Raw genomic sequence first — 393 nt, 5'->3', positions numbered from 1 at the left:
AACGATTTGCATCAAGTTTTCGTGTATATTGTTTCGTCCGCTTCCTTTATGTAAGGTTGTTTCAAAACAACTTGCTGCTTTTAAAAAAAATGGAGGAGGTAGAGGGATTCGAACCCCCGCGGGATTTGACTCCCCTGTCGGTTTTCAAGACCGATCCCTTCAGCCGAACTTGGGTATACCTCCACGGCTTAAAAAATGAATATGGTGGACCTTGTAGGACTCGAACCTACGACCGGACGGTTATGAGCCGTCTGCTCTAACCAGCTGAGCTAAAGGTCCTTATATTTATTGGTAGCGGCGGAGGGGATCGAACCCCCGACCTCACGGGTATGAACCGTACGCTCTAGCCAGCTGAGCTACACCGCCAATATAATATAAGTATCTGATTAAAAA

The 393-nt window shown here is 46.6% G+C and carries 3 tRNA genes; all 3 read right to left on the bottom strand.

Annotated elements, in window-relative coordinates:
* Positions 1-90: 90 nt before the first annotated feature.
* Positions 91-183 (bottom strand) — tRNA-Ser (locus IOC57_RS25515).
* A 19-nt stretch (positions 184-202) separates the two neighbouring features.
* Positions 203-279 (bottom strand) — tRNA-Ile (locus tag IOC57_RS25510).
* A 10-nt stretch (positions 280-289) separates the two neighbouring features.
* Positions 290-366: transfer RNA gene (locus IOC57_RS25505), tRNA-Met, on the bottom strand.
* Between the last annotated feature and the right edge of the window lie 27 nt (positions 367-393).

Origin of the sequence: Bacillus sp. SD075 (genome assembly GCF_017355165.1) — a bacterium.
Taxonomy (GTDB): Bacteria; Bacillota; Bacilli; order Bacillales; family DSM-1321; genus Peribacillus.
Note: the sequence above shows the minus strand (reverse complement) of the source record. Positions and strands in the feature narration are given on the sequence as shown.